Source organism: Neobacillus mesonae, assembly GCF_001636315.1.
Taxonomy (GTDB): domain Bacteria; phylum Bacillota; class Bacilli; order Bacillales; family Cytobacillaceae; genus Neobacillus; species Neobacillus mesonae.
Map to the genome: position 1 here is coordinate 4,822,933 of NZ_KV440949.1, position 19,631 is coordinate 4,842,563.

A 19,631-nucleotide genomic window follows, 5' to 3' on the forward strand; every position below is an offset into this window, starting at 1 on the left:
GGGCGCATGAATCGTTATTATTTATATTTAATTCTGATAAATATGCTGATCAATGTCATTATGTTTGTGCCGAAAATCTTGCTTGAGTATCGCTACAATGGTGCAGTAATGGGGGTGCTGATTGCTATCCCTATCGGATTCGGTTTAAATATAATGTTCACTAAAGCAATTACAAAGTTTCCTGAAAAAGGATTTCCGGAGATTTTTGCCGCTGCAGTAGGGAAACGCTGGTTAATCACTCTTCTTTTTGGAATTATTTCGCTGACGACATTCTCAGCAGGTTTAATATCTTTATTGGGATTTGTTGATATCTTAAGAAGATTTGTCAATCCCGAAATGCCATTTCTATTTATAATATCGATTTTTTTATTTGGAATTTTACTGATCATCCGGTTTCCAACAGACAGGGTCATGTATTTATTGGAAATTGTTCTTTTTTTAAACACACCATTAATTGTATTTATCATATTTAAGGCATTTACAAGTGAGTATTTAGTTTGGGACTCCATCCTAGAAGTTGGAACTCATCTGTTTGCGATGCCAAGTCTAAGATCGATTGCAGCGGCGGTGTATGTCTTTTCTGGCTATACTAATCTCCTTATTTTCAATCGGATAATTAAAGGGAAGTTAAAAGCTTGGAATTTTTTTGTTGTTATTTTTATGGGTCTGTTTAATTTGTTTACGACCTTTTTTATTCCAATCGGATTTCACGGGGCTGACGGTGCTCAGGAATATCTTCATCCATGGATTTCAACTGCCGATTCTCTTCGGCTTGTCTATAGTCCAATTGAACGGGTGATCTTTATCTTTTTAATCTTTTATATGGGGATTACGCTGATGAGCGTTTCTGTCTATTGGCATGTTGCTTATGAACTGCTAAAGGGCACTTATAAAAAAAGTATAAAAAAGGACTGGATCATGTTGTCAGTCTTTGCTTGCTGTGCTATTGCAGGTGCGATATTTTTCAATACGCTACTGTTAGATAGAATTACGAATTATTGGATGATTGTCCGCTTTAGTTTAGAAATAATTGTTGTGGGGGGATTTTTCTTTTGGGCAAGGAGGAAGACAGGATGATCACTATTCGTAAATGGAAAATGTTTTGCCTTGTTTTAATGGCTGTTTTTTTAGCAGGCGGCTGCGGCTTTAAAGATATTGATAAACGTCTGTTTGTTGTCAGTATTGGTGTGGATCTAGCCAAAAACAGTTCAAAAAAATACCTTGTCAGTCTCAAGTTTGCGATCCCCAGCGCCTCAAAGGATCAGCCGAATGAATTCAGTATTGTTTCGGAAGCCGCGGATTCCATGTCTGAAGCGGTAAGGATTCTGAAGACAAAGGTAGATAAAGAAATTGATTTCAGCCATGCCAAAGTGATTGTCCTTAGTGAAGATGTTGTAAAAACCACAGGAAATGCCGGAATATATTATTGGTTCCCAAGAAGACGTGATATTCAGGGGATTGCCTGGGTCGCAATTGGCAAACCGAGCGCGCTTGAGGTTTTAAAAGTAAAACCAAAATCTGAACAGCTCCCATCAAACGCCTTATTTCTGGCGTTGGGAAAAGATGGATCGGAAACACCCTACATCATTCCATCCTTATTATTTGATTTCAAATACCGGTTAATTGAACGGGGGATTGACCCTATTTTGCCGATTATTGAAGCGCAAAAAGGGTTATTTGAAATTAATACAGTCGGTTTGTTAAATAAAAGTAAAATGATTATACATCTTGCTCCGGAAGAAACAAAGATGTTAAATTTTTTAAAATCAAAAGAAGAAAAAAGCGCGATTAAAATTACGAAAGGGAAAACAAAAGTAGTGATTGATACTAATAAAGTAAAAGCGAAATATAAAATCATCCGACCTAAAGGGAAAGAACCTTATATTTCGGTGAAGATTTCTGTTCAGGGAAAACTTGAGGAGACCAATAGGTTTGTTTCAAATAGTCAATTATGGGAATTTGAAAAAGCTGCTGAGAAAGCGATGAATAGGGAAATGAAGGATTTATTAAAAAAAATCCAAGCTGCAAATGTTGACCCGCTTGGTTTTGGACTTCGGTACCGTGCCCGTTCCTTTAATAATGATGATTGGGAGCAATGGAAGAAAATTTATCCGAATATTACCTTTAAGGTTGATACGAAGGTGCAAATAACCGATACGGGGTTAATAGAATAGAGAAATTGGGAAAGGCATTCCCAAAATAAATGTATGGAATGCCTTTTATTTAGGTTGAATAAAAAACGAGAACCATCCCCATGCCTCAATGCCGCAGCGCTTGGGGGATGTAAACACAGAATGGTTCGCTTTCCAGGTAGTCGCCTGTGACGGCATAGGTTCTGGAGCGGGAGCCACCGCAGATATTATTATATTCGCAGACGCCGCATTTTCCTTTATAGTTGTCGGGACGGCGGAGCTGCTTTAATACATCTGATTCCCGGTAAATCTGCGCTAGCGGAGTTGCTCTGACATTGCCGCAGACAATTGGCAGCAGCCCGCTCGGCATTACCTCGCCAATATGAGAAATAAAGATGAACCCGTTGCCGTCATTGACTCCCTTTGGAGCACGCTTTAAGCCGTCATGCATTGAGGCAAAATCAGTTGTAATACTATCCTCATAATGAATTTCGCCTTTAGCGATTACATGTTCCCTCGTTTTTTGCTGCAGAACCACCCTGCGATAATGCTGTGCCGCTGTTGTTTTGATATCGTATGGAGCTGTTTTGCTTAGTTCATATAACCAGCGGAACACCTTTTCATGTTCTGCCGGTGAAATGCAGGCGTCCAGCTGCCCGCGTCCGGTTGGGACAAGCAGAAATATATACCACATGACCGCCCCAAGTTCAGCAACAAGCTTGGACATTTCTTCAAGAGAATCATAATTATAGCGTGAAATTACAGTATTAATTTGTAATGGCATTTCCAGTTCATTTAAAAATTTTATTTTCTCAAGCGTAAGTGCAAATGAACCAGGTGTCCCGCGAAAATGGTCATGAATTTCCGGTGTAGGTCCATCAAGGCTAAAACCCCAGCGGGAAAGACCAACCTCTTTTGCCTGTTTCATTTTTTCAATTGTCACATTTGGTGTTGCGCTCGGTGTCATCGATACCCGCATGCCTTTTTTAACTGCATAATCGGCCAAGTCAAATAAGTCTTCCCGCATCATGCAATCGCCGCCGGTAAACACAAGCATCGGATTATCCATTTCATATATTTGATCAATTAATTGAAGGCCTTCTTGATACGTCAGCTCGCGCGGGTCAGCGGCAAGCTGGGCATCGGCGCGGCAGTGGACACATTTTAACTGACAGGCCCTTGTTACTTCCCAAATTACAATAAACGGATTTTGGTCATAATCAATTGCTTTTCCTGCTCCATGAGGGTGTCCTTTACCAATTCCTTGCATGTTCATCACCAAGCTTCTTATGTATTTTTAAACCTATTTGAGTTGATTCTATAGATTTATTATAATTTGGACTATGATTCGTGCATGGAATGAATGTTACAATATTTCTACAAAACTATAAATTTTTTCCTATTATAATAGTGTTAAAAGTACTTATCAACTATCCGTTATTTTCCACAATTTTTAAAAAATATAGTATGATTAATAGAAAAGAACTTGGCGGGGGAAGAGATGATTAAAAGATTTACAACGATTGCGGTGTTTCTATTAATTGTAACAGTTGGATATCTTCAAAAGGATGAATTACTCAATTTAATCAACGGGGGCGGAACAATAGCAATCACAATCAGTATGTTATTTGTGGCGATTTGTGTCTTTTTTCCTGTTGTCCCCTTTCCAGTGCTAGCCGGAGTAATTGGTGCTGTCTTTGGGACCGCGCAAGGAGCGGCTATCTCTTTATCCGGAGCGATGGCAGGGACCATGGGGTTTTACTTACTAAGCAGATATGGGTTTAGGGATTTTGCCCAGGAGAAGCTGCTAAAATATCCTAAAGTCCAGGAATATGAAAAGCTGTTGACCCGAAATTCATTTGTTGCCATTTTAACCTGCAGATTGATTCCAATCATTCCTTCACCGGTGGTCAACCTGATTTGCGGACTGAGCCACGTGAAATGGCTGACGTTTTTTACTGCATCGACACTTGGCAAAATCCCTAATATTTTGATTTTGTCCTATGCGGGGGCGGCCTTTCATGAGAATAAGCTTTATTCATTAGGATTATATGGTGTCTACCTTCTGATTCTTTTTCTAATTAATTTAGTCATTGTTTATCGCCGCATGGAGAAAAAGTCCTCAAATTAGATAACTCTTTGAATGTTCAGGTCGTTTTGATTTTCAACAGCAATGACTTCATTAAAAAAACTTTTTAAAATCACCCATTTTGCTGGGTATGTATAAATAAAATCCTCTACAACATGATCAGAGTAATACAGGAAACAGTCCCACTGCTTTTGCTTCATTTTAAGGTCATATAGTAAGGCATGAAAGTTAGTATAATAATCATTTAACTGGTACGGATTTAATGTTAAGATCTCTATATTTTTTTGCGACATATAATTTAGAATCGCTTCCTTTTGTAGTGAAATACTTTCTTCTTGGGAAAACCCATTCAAGATAAGACGGTCATTTATTAAATATATTCCCTTCATATACAACACCTCATTACTGGTATTGACAGGGATTGGAAAAAATATTCATTAGTCATGACGGCTAACACATCAAAAAAATAACCCGGCTTCTCAGGCCGGGCGTTTCCAAAAAAATCTATATAAAGGGGGTGGAGGTTGAAAGGTTCTTTTCTGAACCATGTTTATATCATAACGAATAAATATGAACAAACTATGAACGAAGGATTAATAGTTTAAGAAAAAATCATGCGCGTTTTATTTTTAAGGTCACAATTCTCCCTCTTGAAAACCACAGACTCATGAAAAAGCTTACCAAGCCGGTAACGATTAATACTTCCCCAATGATGATCATTTTCTCCGCTAAAATTTCTTCCCCGAAAATTAATCCAAGGATGATAGAAGAGAAAATCGAACCTAAATATCTGCAGGTTTGAAATAATCCCGAAGTGGTACCGATAATGGGCTTCGGACTTTCATTCAGCATTGCTACTTGCAGGACCACATTTCCAATCCCGTAGCTTAACCCCATAATCGCTAAAATGAGGCCAATCAAAAAATAAGCGGCGCCAACAAAGAAAAAGGTAAACAATAGTCCGCCGATTACCGATATACCTGCACCGACGATCACCGGCTTGTTAACACCTGATTTGTCTACCCATTTTCCTGTAACGGTTGAAATGATGATGCTGACGCCGGACATAAATAACATCATCAGCCCGCTTTTTTCAACACTCAGCCCCATGACTTCCTGAAAATAACTTGGAAGTCCAAAAAATAAACAGTAGAAATAAATATTTAAGATGATGAATTGAACATATACCAAGGTAAGCTTTGGGTGAGATTTAAAGATTTTAACATCAATGAAGGGCTCTTTTACCCGTAATTCCCAAAAAATAAAAAGAAGAAAAAATATGATCCCGGCAATTCCTGACAGATAGTGGACTTTCTCTTCAAAGGATAATAAAAACCAGAGGAAAAATACCATTCCGAAAGCAAATAATCCGATGCCTAGGAAGTCGAGATGAGAGAATAATTTTTTGATTGTGTCCTTGTCCTTTTTTACATCTTTAGGAAACATGGTCCAGCCAAGTATGAAACTGATAATAACAAACGGAAAATTCACCCAGAAAATCGCTGGCCAATTGCCCCAGACAATTAAAAAGCCGCCAATGGTCGGTCCAAGCGCCACCATCGCCGAGGCAAAAATCGATAATACCGCCAAGGCGGAAGCCTGCCGTTCCTTAATATGGTTACGAATCAATGCCATTCCGGATGGATAAATAGCGCTGCTGCCAATAGATTGTACAAGACGCATAACAAGCAGCATGAGAAAAGTGGTGGATAGGGGGGCACCAAGAGCGGACAGTGCGACAAGGGCAAGACCGAATAAAAAGGTCTTTTTTCTGCCGAAGATATCACCGAATTTTCCTGTTACCGGCTGGGCAACAGCACTGGCTAAGTAAAAGGATGAAATTAACCAGGAAACAGTCGTAAAAGACAACTGGAAGTCCTTTTGTATGCTGTGCAGCGCCAGTGAAATCATCGATGAGTTCAGGGGATTTAACATCGTTCCCGAAGCGACAGCGGTAACAAACAATGCACGAGTTTTTTTCAAGATGTTCATTCCTTTATAATTCTTTTCCTACAACTAATTGTTTCCATAATCCTGACATCTATTATTTTTTCAAAAAAATTTAAACGTAAATAGTCATTCTAGGAATAGCCTCCCTTTTAATATAAATAAAGTAGAAATGTTATGTCTAATATGGGTTAAAGTTGATCTGCTGAGGTTTTTCCCAGCTTGTTTGCAGCGAGGGGGATATTCTTATGGAGGTAATAGGAAAAAGCGTTATTCGGAAGGAAGCAGCCGATAAGGTGACAGGACGGGCGGTCTATACAAATGATGTTCATACCGGCAAAATGTTGTCAGTCCAAATGGTGATCAGTCCTTATGGTCATGCGAAAATCGTTAGCATAGATACGTCTCACGCATGGAAGGTGCCTGGAGTTAGAGCAATTATTGCCGGTAAACGTTATCCGCTTACGGGTGAAGCCATCCGTGATCGCCCGCCAATCGCGGTAGATAAGGTCCGTTATCACGGGGAGCCCGTTGCTCTTGTAGTGGCTGATACACCGGCGCAGGCCCAAACAGCGGCTGATTTAATCAAGATTCAATATGAATTACTGCCCGTCGTCAATTCACCAACACAGGCGTTTCAAAAGGGAGCGCCTTTGGTTCATGAACGCTTGGGAGAATATAAAAAGGAAGCCGATTCCCATCCGGTGCCAGGCACCAATATCGCCACCCATTATAAAATACGCAAGGGGCATATGGATAAAGGTTGGGCGGAAAGTGAAACAGTGGTCGAGGCAAGCTATTCCTTTACACCTTCGGATCATGTGGCAATGGAAACCCGATGTTCGACGGCGGAAATTTTGCCCGATGGCACCATCATCATCACCACATCATCGCAGGCTCCATTTATGGCAAAAAGATTAATTGCCGATTACTTTGGTGTGGATATGGGAAAGATCATCGTCCGTACACCCCTGGTTGGCGGTGCATTTGGCGGTAAGGCCTCCGTCCAGCTTGAGGTGCTTGCCTATATAGCCTCGAAGGAAGTTGGCGGAAAGCCTGTCAAGCTGCTTAATTCAAGGGAAGAAGATATTCTTACATCTGCCTGTCATATTGGATTGGATGCGACGGTTAAATTGGGGGTAGACCGCAATGGAAGGATTAGGGCAGCTGAAATCAGCTATTGGTGGGATGGCGGCGCATATTCAGATAAAGCGGTGGATGTATCGAGGGCGGGCCTTGTAGATTGTACTGGTCCTTATGATATAGAAAACGTTTGGTGCGATTCGTACTGTATGTATACAAACCATACTTATGCCGCTCCTTTTCGAGGTTTCGGACATTCCGAGCTGTCGTTTGCAATTGAACGGACAATGGATTTACTGGCACAAAAACTAAATATCGACCCGCTTGATCTTAGATATATTAATGCCATAAAGCCAGGGGATACCACTCCGACAAGGGTAAAGCTAAATAAGAGTAATGTTGGAAACCTTAGGAAATGTATTGATAAGCTTAAGGAATTAATACGCTGGGAAGAAGGGGCTATTAAGGAAGTAGACGAACGTTTCATCCGGGTAAAAGGAGTCAGTTGCAGCTGGAAAACCTCTACGATTGATACCGATGCACCTTCAGGGGTTATCCTGACGTTTAATCGTGATGGCTCGATTAATTTAATGTCAGGTGTTGTAGAAATTGGCACAGGCACGAAAACCATTCTGGCTCAAATTCTATCAGAGCGTTTGAAGATGGATGTCGATCAGATTCATGTCAGGATGGAAGTCGATACGCAGACGACACCTGAACATTGGAAAACAGTTGCCAGCAGGGGAACGTTTATGGGTGGAAGGGCTGTGTTACGGGCCGCAGAAGATGTTATTCAGCAATTAAAAGAAATAGCCTCCTGCGTGTTGAAGGCACCAAAGGAAGACTTGGAAATCGCTAACAGCCGCGTTTTTTTAAGAGATGACCCTTCTATCGGCCTGCATTTTAAAGAGATCGGTTATGGCTACAAGTATCCTAATGGGGAAACAATCGGCCAGCAAATTATAGGCCGGGGCAGTTATATTTTGCGGCATCTTACCTATTTGGATCCTGAGACAGGAGCGGGGAGACCTGGCCCGGAATGGACGGTTGCAGCTTACGCTGTGGAGATTGAGTTTGATAAAAGAGATTACACCTACAGGCTGATAAGGGCCTGCACGGTGGTCGACATCGGAAATGTGATGAATGAGAAAGCGGCCATCGGTCAGGTAATGGGGGCAATGAGTATGGGGCTTGCCTTCGCCGGGAGGGAAACATTTTATTATGATGAGCTTGGCCGGGTGCTAAATCCTCAGTTTCGCACCTACCGGCCGCTTAGATACGGGGAAAATCCAGAATATTTGGTTGGCTTTGTTGAAACTCCCCAGCTTGATGGACCATATGGCGCCCGCGGTGTCGGGGAACATGGCTTAATGGGGATGCCGGGGGCGCTCGGAAATGCCCTGTCCATTGCTGCGGGTGTGTCATTGCACCATTTACCGTTAATTCCGGAGTTGATTTGGCGGGCAAAGGAGGCGGCTAAATAATGCTTCCGTTTGACTTTGATTATTTTCAGCCAGGCTCCTTAAAGGAGGCAATAGATTTATATCAATCTTTAGATCAGCAGGGGAAGAAGACTATCTTTTTTTCCGGTGGCACGGAGTTAATTACGCTTGGCCGCATTGATTTAACCTATGCAGAAGCCGTGATTGATATTAAGAAAATTGCCGAATGCAAGATGATGCAGTTTCAGGATGATTATTTGGTGATAGGAAGTGCCTTATCGTTAACGCAAATTGAGGAGGCGAATCACTTTCCGCTGTTAACGAAGGTTGCCAGTGAGGTGGCGGATCATACGGCACGGGGAAAAATAACTTTAGGCGGCAATATATGTGCGCAAATATTTTACCGGGAAGCAGTATTGCCATTGCTGCTTGCCGACAGCTATGTTGTGATAGTCGGTCCAGAAGGAGTAAAAACGGTTCCAATCAAGGAAATTTTTCATCAGCAGCTAAGATTGGAAAAAGGAGAGCTTCTTGTGCAGACAGCAACCGAGCGCATGTATATTGAAGCCCCGTTTTATGCTGTTAAACGTCGTCAGCAATGGGATACCGGCTACCCGTTAATTACCATTGCTGCTTTAAAAAATGATGGGGCAATCCGGGTTGCAATCAGCGGCCTTTGCCCATTTCCATTTCGATCCCTTAAGGTTGAGGACTATTTAAACAGACAGGGCTATTCGATGGAGGAAAGAATTGACGGAGCATTATCGGTGCTGCCAAAACCTATTTTAGATGATGTCGAAGGATCGGCGGAATATCGCCTATTTGTGTTACGGAATTTGTTGGAAGATGCACTTGAAGCATTGGAGTAAGAGGAATTTTAATCGACTGTGAGTAAGGGATGGTGAGACAAACTTGGCTCCACAAACAATCACCTTAGATGTGAATGGGGAAATTCATACCGTTACGGTCCGTGCTTCGGATACCCTTCTTTTTACCTTAAGAGGAAAGCTTGGCCTGACAGGGTCAAAGCCAGGTTGTTTAAATGGGGACTGCGGTGCCTGCACGATAAATGTGGACGGCTGGCCAATGAAATCCTGTTTGATGCTGGCAGTCGAAGCTGAGGGCAAAAAGGTGATAACGATTGAAGGTCTGCATGATACTCCGATCCAGCGGGCTTTTGTTGAAGAATTTGCTTTTCAGTGCGGTTATTGTACACCGGGATTTATCATGAATTGTCACTCATTGTTGAAGCAGCATCCCGACGCGGACAATCGAACGATCAAAGAATGGCTGGAATCAAACATTTGCCGTTGCACGAGCTATATAGAGATTGAAAAAGCAGTGAAATCGGTGCTGAGAAAAGGTTGAACAGGCGGTTGGGGTGGTGTTACTGTCGGATAGAGGGATGTTATTGTCAGAAGGGCGACTAATTGTCGTATAGGGTTGCGTAACTGTCGGATAAGGGTGTTTAACTGTCGGATAGAAGGATGTTACTGTCAGAAAGGTGACTAACTGTCGTATAGGGTTGCGCAACTGTCGGATAACAGTGTTTAACTGTTGGATGGCACTATCTAATTGTCGCATAACCACCTCCAATTGTCACATAAACGTAAAACAGGGCTCAATCTGTCAAGGATGAGCCCTGTTTCATTTTGAAATACGTATCTAAAACTCTGCGCCCGATTTTCAGGTTGGCTTTATTGTCCTCTTTCCCTTGGTATGCCCAAGGTACAAGGACAGCCATTGCTACTTCGGGATTTGTGCTCGGGGCATAGCCGACCAAGCTTAAATTGATCACAGGCGGCGGCACCTTGCCGAACCGATGCCTTAATGGGCCGTCATAAAAAGCTTCGGCCGTTCCTGTTTTTCCGGCAGGGGCATATTTTGCCCCCTTGAAAAATTTGTAAGCTGTTCCGCCAGGCTCCTGCATTACTTTGTGAAAGCCGATGTGAACCCGGTGCAGCCACTCTTCTTTCGCATCAATTGTATTAAGAACAGTGGGTGAAACTTCCTTCAATATCGGACCAAGTTTTTCCTTACCTACAGCAGGGCGGCGAATTTCTTTGACAATATGCGGCTGCATTCGGTAGCCCCCATTGGCTATGGTCGACACATATTGGGCAAGCTGCAACGTGGAATACGTATCATACTGGCCAATCGCAAGGTCAAGTAGATATCCTGGCAGCCTGCTTTGTCCTTTAAACCCGGTTTGTTCATTTGGCAAATCGATTCCGGTACGTGTTCCAAGACCAAAAGAAGCAAAGGAATTACGAACGGTTTCAAATGCCATTTTATTTGTCAAATTAAGCGGTTTATCATATTCATAATTCCCTTTACCAATTTGAATTGCTGTATGAAACATATAAACATTGGAAGATTTCTTTAAAGCGGTAATTTCATTTAGTCTTCCTAAATAGGCATACGATTTTTTAATCGGTGTGTCTTTAATTTTAATTCCGGCATCATCAAACACTGTCCCGGGAACAATGGCTCCCGTTTTGTACCCGGTTAGAATGGTAGCTCCTTTAACCGTGGAACCGACACTATAAGTGGTGGTAAAGGTGCCAAGGGCATCATCTTGCATTTCCGGCCTGCCGGTTTTCCCATTTCGAACTAATTTTTTTCCCGACATGGCCAAAATATCACCGGAATATGGTTCCATTAAGACCACATATGCCCTGTCAGTCAGCCATGTACCAGGCCAGCGTTTAGCCTTCGTGAGTTCTTCTTCGACAATTTTATCTACCGCCTTTTGTAAATCCATATCGATGGTCAGGACAAGATCCTTGCCTATTCTACCATCGATCACCGGTTGAGTTTCAATAACATTTCCGGTTTTATCGGTGATATTTTTAATTTTTGCTTTGTACCCGCGGAGAATTTCTTCATATTGAGATTCCAGCTGGCTTTTGCCGACCCGGTCATTTCGATGGTAGTCTCTCGCCAAAAAATATTGCAATTGTTCCGCCGGCAGACCCTCCTCGGATCTTGTCACTTTTCCTAATACGGACCTGAGTGTCGTATCAAATGGGTATGAACGCTCCCAGTCGGTAGTTGTATCCACACCAGGGAGGGATTGAAGGTTCTCACTAACAAAGGCAAATTCCTTTGCGGTTACATGGTCATTTTTGACAATTTGCGGAATGAATTTATAACCGCTGGTAAATTCCTTGAATATTGCAAGCACCTCTAAGTCCTTTTTGGTAAACTTGTTTAATTCAACATCGGTAATCCGCTCCAATTTAAGTTTATACAAATCGTAATCAGATAATTTTTTTGCGGCGTATAAGTCCTTTTCTTGTTTTGTAATTTTGGCATCGGCAAGGGTAGGATTCTTAAGGATCCAAAAATCCCGTTTATCTCGGTTTGTGATTTTATCGGTGTTTTTTTCAATTAATTGGGCTAATCGTTCTGCTGTTTTGAGCATCTCTGCTTGGCTAAACCCTTGATTTGTAAAGGTAATTGCGCTTTTAGGGACATTACCAACAATCACCCGAAAATGACGGTCATATAACTTTCCCCGGGGAACAGGGTTGCTGACCGAAATATCCTCTTTTCTTTCTAAATCCTTTTTATAATTTTCCCCATGGACAATTTGAATAAAGCCGAGACGTAAGATTAAGATAGAAAACAGCACGAATACTGTAAAAAATAGAATGTTTAACCGAAAGGGAAAATGGGAAGTCTTCTTCTTCTGTTTGTCCACCAGTTTCACTTCCTTTACATGGATACGTGGTGATGAATGGATAAATTTCAATCCGTTTAAAAAAACTAAACATGTAGTTATAAATTCTTATGGTCACCGAAAGGGGGAACAATGATGAATAACCAGCGGCAATCGCAGAACAGCCAAGCACAATTGAAGCAACAATCACAAACCTTTCAGCAGCAGAAAATGGTTCAGCAACAGCAGCGGCTTCAAGAAAATCAGACGATGATGGAGCAGCAATTCGAAGCACAGAAAAAGCAAGCACTACAAACGATGCAGCAGGCTACAACTACCATCCAGCAAAATGCTCAGACGGGGAGTTTCCAAGGCTTGCAGCAGGCACAGCAGCAGCTAAGCCAGGTTACCCAGCAATTAAATCAAATGCAAGGGATCGCCGTTACGCAAGCAACGACCGCCCAGCAGCAGCAGTTAGAACAAGTTCAGCAGCAGATCGAACAGGCCTCTCAAACCCTCAGTCTCATTGAGTCTCTAAGTACCAGTAATAATAGTTTTAAAAAAGGATAACGATGCTAAAACCTCCAGCTTGCTTGGATTGGCAAGCTGGAGGTTTTTTTATGAAACAAAACCATTCTCTTGATTTTGCAGCACGGCTTTAACAGCTTCTTTAATTTCATGATAACCGGTACAGCGGCAAAGATTGGACTGCATCCATTCCTCGATCGTCGAATCATCAGCGTTTGGATGTTTATTAGCCAAGGCGTGGCAGTTTAAGATAAAACCGGGAGTACAAAACCCGCATTGAATCGCCCATTTGTCCACAAACATCTGTTTCACGGTTGAATTGTTTAGTCCTTCAATGGTGGTAACTGGCTGGCCGACCGTTTCAATTGAAAGAGAAAGGCACGAGTGCATCGGCTCCCCGTTTACTAAAACAGTACAAGCCCCGCAATCTCCGTTTTGACAAGCACTCTTTGCTCCTGTTAATCCAAGCTGAACACGTAACGTTTGCAATAAGGTATCCCCCGAACGAATCATCACGTCTTTGGTCTCTCCATTTACATGAAGCTTTATTACTGTTTTTGATGTACCGTTGGAAATCATGATTTGGCCTCCAGTGCTTCGATTGTTTCTTGTAAGGTATTTTTAAAGACAAATTCACGGTAATCACGCGATGCCTGGATATCTTCAATAATTGGTGCAGGTAAAAGCGTCATCGCTTTATTAATTCTTTCCTTCACCGATAACGATGAATCGTTCAGCGCCGCCTCTAATTCATGCGAACGAAAAGGGAAATCACAAACACCGCTTAGTGCCGCTTTAATTTGCTTGTCCTTGATTAAGGCTGCTATGGAGACGATTGGATAGCCAACCTTGGACATTTTTGTTTTTTTTAGGCTGGCAAATGGCAGTTCGGTATAAGCTTTAGGCACAATAATTTGCACTAAAAATTGACCTTCAGGGATTTTTAGCTCTTGATTAAATACATCCTTTAAAGGAACAGTTACTACACCTTCGTTTCCTGCCAATTTAATCTCTGCCTCTGCAATCAAAAGCGGTAATACAGCTTCACGGTAAATGAGCCGGCTATGAAGATTTCCGCCAATCGTAATTTTATTTCTGGATGTATGGTCAGCGATTTTTTTGATCGTCTGTCCTAATAATGGGAACAAATTAGATTCCGTAATTTTATTTAAGGAAACAGCCGATCCAATCATTAATTGTTCGCCTTGCAGTTCCAGTACGTTACATTCCGGAATAGCTTTAAGGTCAATAACAGCATCTGCATAAAGCTGATTCATCCTCGAAAAGGTGATAAATTCCGTTCCGCCGCTATACAACAAGACCTTTTTTGTATGTTTCGTCAATGTCTCATATGTTTGCACCGCTTCTGAGATGCTATCCGGCCCGTAATATTCAAATTCAAATGGAATCATTTTTGCATCTCCTTCCGCGTCTTCCAAATTAGTTCAGGAATAAGGGGCAGATGATTTAACTCCACTTCTGCCGCTCGTGACAGGGCATTTGCGAGTGCTCCGGCCATTCCAATTACTCCGTATTCACCAATCCCCCTTGCGCCGTATGGACCATCGGCTGCCGGAGATTGAATAAAATCAACAATGTAGTCCGCTGGCTGTTCGCCAAACCTCATGATTTGATACGTCCTAAGCTGCGGATTTAATACTGTTCCATTGGAATCAAATAGGAACGCTTCCTGGCTGGCGAAGCTCAAGCCTAGGTACATCCCGCCGCGCATTTGCTGGGCTGCGGTCATCGGATTAATGATTTTTCCGCCATCAAGGACAGTAACGGCTTTCAAAATTTTATACGTGCAATCTTTCGGATTCCATTCAACTTCAACAGCCTGAGTCCCGACCGACCACCATGGTCCTGGTTTACCGAACCCGGTATCTTTATCCATTGGGGTGAGATGACGTTGAATATATCTGCCGTGACCGACAACTTGTCCTTCGACTGCATGACCGTTCGGGTATTTATAGCCAAGCGCTATCTCTTCGATTTTTACCCCGTACTCAGGACTGGGCTTTAGATAAACCCGTCCGCCGCCAACCTCCAAATCCTCCATAGAACATTGAAGGGCAATGGAGGCTGTTCGCTTTAATTGGGAAATCGCGTCATCGGCAGCATTCATTACCGCTCTGCCGGCTAAAAAAGTCGTGCTGCTGGCAACCGTCCGCCATTGATGGGGGGCGGTTTGAGTATTCACCTCCATCGTCACATGAACCTTGTTTATATCCATTTTCAATCGTTCCGCGACCATTTGTGCAAGAATTGTTTTCGTACCTTGCCCTAATTCAATAGCCGCACAGTCCACATTGACGCTGCCGTCTGCTTCAAACTTTAAGACAGCACCTGACTGGGCATTGGTTGCTGTGGTCGATGTTTTCCAAAAAGTACTGATGCCCTTTGATTTAATTTTTCCATCTGCCGTTTCTTGGCGGGCTCCGTCATCCCACCTGATTAACTCCTTGGCCCTGTTAATACATTGACCCACGTCCCCGATATTATTGGCATTAAGCAGCGTCCTTGTTGGTGAACTGTTCCCAGGCTTAATCGCATTGATTTTTCTCAGCTCAACGGGATCTAAATTGATCATTTTCGCGAGCTGATCCATCGTCCGCTCGACCGCAAAAGTCAGTTCGGGATGGGCGTAACCGCGGAAGGAGGTGGCATACGGATGATTCGTATACATGCAGTAGGAATCACACCAGACATTTGCAATATCGTATGGACCCGTACAATCCAGGGCCATTGCACGTGTAATCCCCGCCGCTTGATCGGTGTAGGCACCTGAATCGATTAAGTAAGTATATTGTGCGGCGATTAGTTTCCCAGATTTATTAGTGCCCAAGGCAATGGTTGCTTCAAGGCCGATATGTCCCGGAGCTGTAATAAGATCTTCCTCACGGTCATATTCCAATTTCACCATTTTTCCACCGACAGCCTTCGATGCCAAATAGGCAAGCGGTTCAAGCTGAACGGTACCTTTTCCGCCAAACGCTCCGCCAATCAATGGGACATGAACGATAATATTTCCGACATCGATATTAAAAAATTGGTTTAATACCTTTTTAATCGTGAATGGCGATTGGGTGGTGGAGTGAACGACCACCTTTCCGGCCGGGTTAATTTCTACTCGCGTACATCGTGGTTCCAAAGCCACATGATCAGATAAATTAAATGAATACGTTTCTTTAATCTTATAGTCGCAATTTTCCCAAGCCGTGATAAAATCGCCTTTACGAATTTTAATATGACTGCCTATATTGGTCCCTTGTACTGGATAAACATTACTGATGATTTTTATATATTGTCCGGAATTTTCATGGATTAACGGGGCATCTGATTGAAATGCCTCACGGACTGAGTTCACGACCGGAAGGGGTTCATATTCTACTTTTATCAGTCCTGCGGCAAGCTTTGCCACATGTTCTTGGTCAGCAACAACAATGGCCAGCGGCTCACCGTAATAACGTACTTTTTCAAACGCCAGCGGGGGACGGTCGGCTAAAATCGGTCCAATATGAAACGGGAACATTTTTCCCGTCACAATGGCCCGGACACCTTGGACCTTCCAGGCCTCTTCTATATCAATCGATTTGATTCTAGCGTGGGCTTGAGTGCTCGTGGCAAGCTTAGCATACAGCAATCCGGGAACATTGTAATCCGCTGTATAACGTACGGTGCCAGCCGCTTTTTCAACCGCGTCAATTCGTTGTTCAGGATGTCCGACCGAGAACCACGGATTTTCTATCATATGAAAAATCCCCTCCTGGGAGAAAATGATATTATTACTATCTTTATTTCTTTCTGCTTAATTTTTCCAAGTAATAGGGGTTTTTATGCAAAGAATAATATTTTTTGGGTCGCACCGGGCACTCAAATCATAAGTTTGCATTCAAAATTTTCCCCATCATTAGAATTTTTATTTTATAATGGATAAGGATGTAAACGTTGTTTATTTACATTCTTTAGGATGAATGGGGGGCTAACAATGGAATATACAGAGAAGAAACCACCTTTACAGGAAGCTTTAGAAAAATTCCGGGTATTGGATGAAAAGATTACGCATTATTCGAGCCTCATTGGCTTGGCTGACTGGGACCAAAAGGTGATGGCGCCGAAAAAAGGAAGAAATGTGTTTGCCAAAGCAGCTGGTTCATTAAAAACAGAAGTATTTAAGCTTTCCGTTTCAGAGGAAATGGGGAGTTTATTGGAAACGCTTTCTGAACAGGAGAATGAGAGTGTTTTAGACGTAGTTACAAAGGCAAAGGTAAGAGAATACAAAACATTTTATCAAAAATCAAAGAGTATCCCAGCCGATTTATTCCAAGAATACGCTATTATTACTGGGCAGGCTAATGATGTTTGGGAAGAGGCGAGAGATGGAAATGATTTTGCCAAGTTCCTTCCCTATCTTGAAAAAATTGTTGAATATAAGCGGAAATTTGCCGAGATTTATGGATATGAGAATCATCCATATGATGCTTTATTAGATGAATTTGAACCGGGATTAACGGTGGAAATACTTGATCCGTTGTTTGCCAAGCTGAGAGAATCGAGCGTCAACCTGTTAAACCGGATTCAGCAGCAGGGAAAGCCGACGAGACACGAAATTTTTGAGCAGTCCTTCCCCATTGACAAACAAAAGGAATTTAATCGACTAATTCTGCCGCTGATTGGCTTTGATCTGGAGGCTGGCAGGCTGGATGAAACCGTACACCCCTTTGCGCAGTCGGTTAATATCGGGGATGTTCGGCTGACTACTCGCTACTTAGAAAACAATGTGCGATCTGCCCTTTTTGGTACGATTCATGAAGCTGGACATGGAATTTATGAGCAGCAGATTAATCCTGAATTTGAGGAATCGGTTTTGCAAAGCGGGACCTCCTTTGGGATTCACGAGTCGCAATCACGTTTTTTGGAAAATATGGTCGGCCGCAGCAAAGAGTTTTGGACCTATTTTTATCCAAGATTACAGGAGCATTTCCCGGCGCAATTAGCCAATGTTTCGCTGGATGAATTTTACCGTGCCGTGAATTCCGTCAGCCCATCCTTCATTCGGGTGGAAGCAGATGAATTAACGTATAATTTACACATTATGCTTCGCTATGAGATTGAGAAGGGGTTAATTGCCGGTGAGATTGAAGCAAGGGATCTCCCGGAGATTTGGAACCGAAAAATGCAGGATTATCTTGGAATTACTCCTTCGACAGATACCGTGGGCGTGTTGCAGGATGTACACTGGTCATTTGGCGGGATCGGTTATTTTCCATCGTATTCTTTAGGAAATCTTTACGCTGCCCAAATTTTACGCACGATTGAAAAAGATCTGCCTGAATTTAAGTCGCATATTGAAAACGGCCGCTTTGATGTGATTCATGGATGGTTAAAGGAAAAAATCCATCAATACGGTAAGCTTTACACGCCAAATGAATTAATTGTCAGGGTTACCGGGGAAGAATTAAACGCTGATTATCTTGTCGAGTATTTAGAGAAGAAATATTCAGAGGTTTATGGATTGGAAGAAAAATAGAAATGAAAGGAACTATTGACAGTAAAGCAAATTTATAATATATTTATAGTAATAAAATATTTCCTTTTAAAGGGGAGTAGCTGCTACAATAAAGTCGTCATTCTCGAGAAATATTTTCTCCGGCTTTATTGGCAACACGTACGTTGTTAGCAAGACCTTTACTTTTTACAGTAAAGGTCTTTTTTACGTTTTTGGGCCTTTACTGTACAAGTAAAGGCCTTTTTTCATTGTGATAGGAAATATTTTAGAAAAATTAGACCTGAGGGGGATGTATGAATGGATTTATCTTTAATTTTGGAGTATGGATGGGTTTTACTAATTCTGGTTGCATTAGAAGGGCTTTTGGCTGCCGATAATGCACTCGTTCTGGCTATCATGGTGAAGCCGCTCCCTGAAGAGCAGCGAAAAAAGGCATTATTTTACGGATTAGCCGGGGCATTCGTGTTCCGCTTTGCCTCGTTGTTTGCAATTTCATTTCTTGTTGATGTATGGCAGGTCCAGGCGATTGGCGCGGTTTATTTACTATTCATGGCGGGGAATCATATTTTTCGCAAAGTTGTTAAAGGGAAGGCAGCTGAAAAGGCTTCGAAAGAGAAAGAGTCCAAGAAAGAGAGCGGTTTTTGGATGACCGTTTTAAAGGTTGAAATTGCGGATATTGCGTTTGCGGTTGATTCGATTCTTGCCGCTGTTGCAATGGCCGTTGTTCTTCCTAACACTCCGCTGCCGAATATCGGCGGTCTTGATGGCGGCAAATTTTTAGTGATTTTTGCTGGGGGGGTAATTGGATTAGTCATCATGCGTTTTGCCGCTAATCTATTCGTGAAGCTGCTGGAAAAACGACCAGGCTTGGAAATTGCCGCGTTCACCATTGTCGGCTGGGTTGGTGTAAAGCTTGCGGTCTATACACTATCTCACCCTGAACTAGCGATTCTGAGTGAGGCATTTGCCCATTCAACTGAGTGGAAGGTAACCTTCTATCTTGTGCTTGTTGGGATTGCGGCAGCAGGCTGGTTTTTCTCAAAGGACCAGACGGAGAAAAGAGCTTCAAATGTCTCTTCCTAAACTCCAAGATTTAAGAAATTATTAATCATTCATTAATGGTTCGTTTAGTATGTGAATGTATTCTTAGTTTATGTTCCATAGAAGTGTGCAATAATTTTTACATTGGGTTACGATAAGATTATTGAAAAATATTTTTAGATGTGAAAGCGGT

Annotated in this window: 16 protein-coding genes; 9 read left to right on the plus strand and 7 right to left on the minus strand. The window is 42.3% G+C overall.

Translation table 11 applies throughout. From position 1 onward, the window contains the following. The first annotated feature begins 6 nt into the window (after positions 1–6). Entirely contained in the window at positions 7–1,077 is a 1,071-nt protein-coding gene (locus tag A6749_RS22685) for an SLC5/6 family protein (RefSeq protein ID WP_066397201.1), read from the plus strand. Then, entirely contained in the window at positions 1,074–2,174 is a 1,101-nt protein-coding gene (locus tag A6749_RS22690; protein WP_084797935.1) for a Ger(x)C family spore germination protein, read from the plus strand. The genes A6749_RS22685 and A6749_RS22690 overlap by 4 nt, the downstream gene beginning before the upstream one ends. 85 nt (positions 2,175–2,259) lie before the next feature. On the opposite strand, the gene A6749_RS22695 is transcribed toward A6749_RS22690, so the two are convergent. Continuing rightward, positions 2,260–3,408 (minus strand): TIGR04053 family radical SAM/SPASM domain-containing protein, encoded by a 1,149-nt coding sequence (locus A6749_RS22695; protein ID WP_066397203.1) that lies wholly within the window; start codon positions 3,406–3,408, stop codon positions 2,260–2,262. Between the two features lie 225 nt (positions 3,409–3,633). Here A6749_RS22695 and A6749_RS22700 point away from each other — a divergent pair, with 225 nt between their 5' ends. Further along, positions 3,634–4,263, plus strand: coding sequence for a TVP38/TMEM64 family protein (locus tag A6749_RS22700; RefSeq protein ID WP_066397206.1), 630 nt, complete (start codon positions 3,634–3,636; stop codon positions 4,261–4,263). Here the strand turns inward: A6749_RS22700 and A6749_RS22705 are convergent. Next, positions 4,260–4,610, minus strand: a complete 351-nt coding sequence (locus A6749_RS22705; protein WP_066397209.1) for a hypothetical protein — start codon at positions 4,608–4,610, stop codon at positions 4,260–4,262. The two genes, A6749_RS22700 and A6749_RS22705, sit on opposite strands and share 4 nt — an antisense overlap. Before the next feature lie 223 nt (positions 4,611–4,833). After that, a complete protein-coding gene (locus A6749_RS22710) occupies positions 4,834–6,213 on the minus strand; it encodes an MFS transporter (protein WP_066397212.1) in 1,380 nt (459 codons plus the stop codon). Positions 6,214–6,416: 203 nt separating this feature from the next. Between A6749_RS22710 and A6749_RS22715 the strand changes: the two genes are divergently transcribed. The 3 genes from A6749_RS22715 to A6749_RS22725 are packed head-to-tail and all read left to right on the plus strand — an operon-like array spanning position 6,417 to position 10,061. Further along, the gene (locus A6749_RS22715) at positions 6,417–8,735 is read left to right on the plus strand and encodes a xanthine dehydrogenase family protein molybdopterin-binding subunit (RefSeq protein ID WP_066397215.1); all 2,319 of its coding nucleotides are present in this window, start codon (positions 6,417–6,419) and stop codon (positions 8,733–8,735) included. After that, the gene (locus A6749_RS22720; protein WP_066397216.1) at positions 8,735–9,562 is read left to right on the plus strand and encodes an FAD binding domain-containing protein; all 828 of its coding nucleotides are present in this window, start codon (positions 8,735–8,737) and stop codon (positions 9,560–9,562) included. Before A6749_RS22715 ends, A6749_RS22720 begins: the two co-directional genes overlap by 1 nt. A gap of 43 nt (positions 9,563–9,605) precedes the next feature. Then, the gene (locus A6749_RS22725) at positions 9,606–10,061 is read left to right on the plus strand and encodes a (2Fe-2S)-binding protein (protein ID WP_084797936.1); all 456 of its coding nucleotides are present in this window, start codon (positions 9,606–9,608) and stop codon (positions 10,059–10,061) included. A gap of 253 nt (positions 10,062–10,314) precedes the next feature. On the opposite strand, the gene A6749_RS22730 is transcribed toward A6749_RS22725, so the two are convergent. Further along, on the minus strand, positions 10,315–12,399 hold the full coding sequence (locus A6749_RS22730; RefSeq protein WP_066397217.1) for a peptidoglycan D,D-transpeptidase FtsI family protein: 2,085 nt from the start codon (positions 12,397–12,399) through the stop codon (positions 10,315–10,317). 111 nt (positions 12,400–12,510) lie between these two features. Between A6749_RS22730 and A6749_RS22735 the strand changes: the two genes are divergently transcribed. After that, positions 12,511–12,927: a hypothetical protein gene (locus A6749_RS22735; RefSeq protein ID WP_236719711.1), complete on the plus strand. Its 417-nt coding sequence runs from the start codon at positions 12,511–12,513 to the stop codon at positions 12,925–12,927. Positions 12,928–12,975: 48 nt separating this feature from the next. Here A6749_RS22735 and A6749_RS22740 read toward each other — a convergent pair whose 3' ends face one another. The 3 genes from A6749_RS22740 to A6749_RS22750 are packed head-to-tail and all read right to left on the minus strand — an operon-like array spanning position 12,976 to position 16,639. Continuing rightward, positions 12,976–13,464 (minus strand): (2Fe-2S)-binding protein, encoded by a 489-nt coding sequence (locus A6749_RS22740; protein ID WP_066397220.1) that lies wholly within the window; start codon positions 13,462–13,464, stop codon positions 12,976–12,978. Beyond that, on the minus strand, positions 13,461–14,297 hold the full coding sequence (locus A6749_RS22745; protein WP_066397223.1) for an FAD binding domain-containing protein: 837 nt from the start codon (positions 14,295–14,297) through the stop codon (positions 13,461–13,463). Before A6749_RS22745 ends, A6749_RS22740 begins: the two co-directional genes overlap by 4 nt. Beyond that, positions 14,294–16,639: a xanthine dehydrogenase family protein molybdopterin-binding subunit gene (locus A6749_RS22750; protein WP_066397228.1), complete on the minus strand. Its 2,346-nt coding sequence runs from the start codon at positions 16,637–16,639 to the stop codon at positions 14,294–14,296. The genes A6749_RS22745 and A6749_RS22750 overlap by 4 nt, the downstream gene beginning before the upstream one ends. 237 nt (positions 16,640–16,876) lie before the next feature. Between A6749_RS22750 and A6749_RS22760 the strand changes: the two genes are divergently transcribed. After that, on the plus strand, positions 16,877–18,418 hold the full coding sequence (locus tag A6749_RS22760; protein ID WP_066397238.1) for a carboxypeptidase M32: 1,542 nt from the start codon (positions 16,877–16,879) through the stop codon (positions 18,416–18,418). Positions 18,419–18,694: 276 nt separating this feature from the next. After that, positions 18,695–19,480: a TerC family protein gene (locus A6749_RS22765; protein WP_066397255.1), complete on the plus strand. Its 786-nt coding sequence runs from the start codon at positions 18,695–18,697 to the stop codon at positions 19,478–19,480. Positions 19,481–19,631: the final 151 nt, after the last annotated feature.